Genomic DNA, 1,695 nt, shown 5'->3' with positions numbered 1-1,695 from the left:
GCGGATTTTTTGTAAGGCTGGCGAGAGCCCACGCCAAGATCGTTCATCGCATATAAAATTCGCCTATGCACCGGCTTTAGACCGTCTCTGGCGTCCGGCAGCGCACGACCGATGATAACGCTCATCGAGTAATCAAGATAGCTCGTCTTGATCGATTCTTCGACGTCGATATCGATGATCTCCTGATTTTCAAACATATTTGATTGCATAAATATCCTTTTAAATTTTAAAGCGCGATTATAGCGAATTATTCTTTTGCATTAGCTAAAACCAAGCCGCACACGGGCATAAAGCCGCCATCGATCAAGCTCTCGCGCGCTTGCAGCATGCTAAGACCCGAGGTGATGATGTCGTCTACCATGATCACGGGGAATTGCGGCGGGGTTAAAATTTTAAAATTTCGCTTGTGTTTTAGGCGAAATTCCAAACTCTGCCCGGTGTATTTGACGCGGTTTTGCGCGCGTAGGCAGTGAAATTTTGGCTCCACGAGTTCGCTTTTTAGCGCGCGAGCTAAAATCGCCGTGTGCGAATAGCCGCTGCGAGCGTCATCATCCAGCGGCACGGCGTTAAATTTAAAAATTCCGCCCGTTTTAAACGCTTCGTAGTTTTGCGGATTTGCTGAAATTTCGCGCCGCAGATGAAGCGGGAATTTCGCTAGGCTTAAAGAAGCTATGCGCGCAAGCACCGCAGCGCCGTATTCGTGATGTTTAGAAAGTATAAGCTCTCGAATTTCGGAGTAACCGTAGTAATAAAATACGCTAAAGCCCTCCACCTGCCGCATACCTAGGCGGCATTCGGCTAAATTTGCGGCGCAGGCGGCGCAGATCGTGCGCAGGCTAAACGCGCCGCAATTTACGCAGCGCATCTAAAGCGTCAAGATGATTTGATCGGCGGATTTTTTGACGATGTCGCCAAGCAAGCTTTGCACAAAAGGATTAAGCGATCTAGCCGTGCGAAGCGCCGTAAATTGGCTCTGATCCTGCGAAACGCGCTTGGTCGTAGTTTTGTTGCCCTGCACGATAGAGATCGCAACCTCGCCTCTTGCGCTCATATTTTCCTTTGAGTAGCCGTTGATCGCTGCCGAGATGCTTCTAATATTTACGGTTACGATATTCGGGCTTGCCGGATCGATCTTTACGCCGCGAGCCTCAAGCTCCGCGCGCAAGGCCTTGTCGAACCACGCCGAGAGATTGTTTTTTAAAAGCACTTCATCGACGAGTTTGCCGTCGTTGTCGTTTATAACGGCAATTACCATCTGATTTTCGCGCTGATCGTTGATCGCGTTGATATTTACGGACTTGCCGCTTACGGTCTGATCGGCCTTAGAAAGATACGGATTTAAGCTGATGACGCTGCTGGTTTGCGAGCAGGCGACAAAAAATAGCGCAAAGACGCCGAGTAAAAATTTTTTCATTTCGATCCTTTTTTCTGAAATTCGGGCGCATTGTAGCACTAAATTTAAAATTTATAGATTTTTTTGTATCATTGCAATATCAAAGGAGAAATTTTGCAAGCACTCGCTTTAAAATACAGACCCAAAAGCTTCGAGCAGCTCATCGGTCAAGACGCCGTCGCCAAAAGCCTCGCGCACGCGCTGGATTCGGGCAGGCTGAGCCACGCATATCTTTTCAGCGGACTTCGCGGCAGCGGCAAAACCTCGACGGCTAGGATTTTTGCCAAAGCGCTTTTATGCGA

General features: G+C 48.5%; 3 protein-coding genes and 1 pseudogene. 1 reads left to right on the top strand and 3 read right to left on the bottom strand.

Annotated features, from left to right (window positions below; translation table 11 throughout):
- The 3 genes from Q0144_RS02650 to Q0144_RS02640 all read right to left on the bottom strand — a co-directional run.
- A partial coding sequence (locus tag Q0144_RS02650) for a DNA gyrase subunit A (protein WP_298061460.1) occupies positions 1 to 209 on the bottom strand: 209 nt, incomplete at its 3' end.
- Positions 210 to 247: 38 nt separating this feature from the next.
- Positions 248 to 865 (bottom strand): ComF family protein, encoded by a 618-nt coding sequence (locus tag Q0144_RS02645; protein ID WP_298061456.1) that lies wholly within the window; start codon positions 863 to 865, stop codon positions 248 to 250.
- A complete protein-coding gene (locus tag Q0144_RS02640) occupies positions 866 to 1,414 on the bottom strand; it encodes a YajG family lipoprotein (RefSeq protein WP_298061453.1) in 549 nt (182 codons plus the stop codon).
- Between the two features lie 93 nt (positions 1,415 to 1,507).
- On the opposite strand from Q0144_RS02640, the pseudogene Q0144_RS02635 reads away from it, so the two are divergent.
- A pseudogene (locus Q0144_RS02635) lies at positions 1,508 to 1,695 on the top strand (DNA polymerase III subunit gamma/tau); the annotation flags it as partial.

This window comes from uncultured Campylobacter sp. (genome assembly GCF_938045345.1).
Lineage (GTDB): Bacteria > Campylobacterota > Campylobacteria > Campylobacterales > Campylobacteraceae > Campylobacter_B.
Note: the sequence above shows the minus strand (reverse complement) of the source record. Positions and strands in the feature narration are given on the sequence as shown.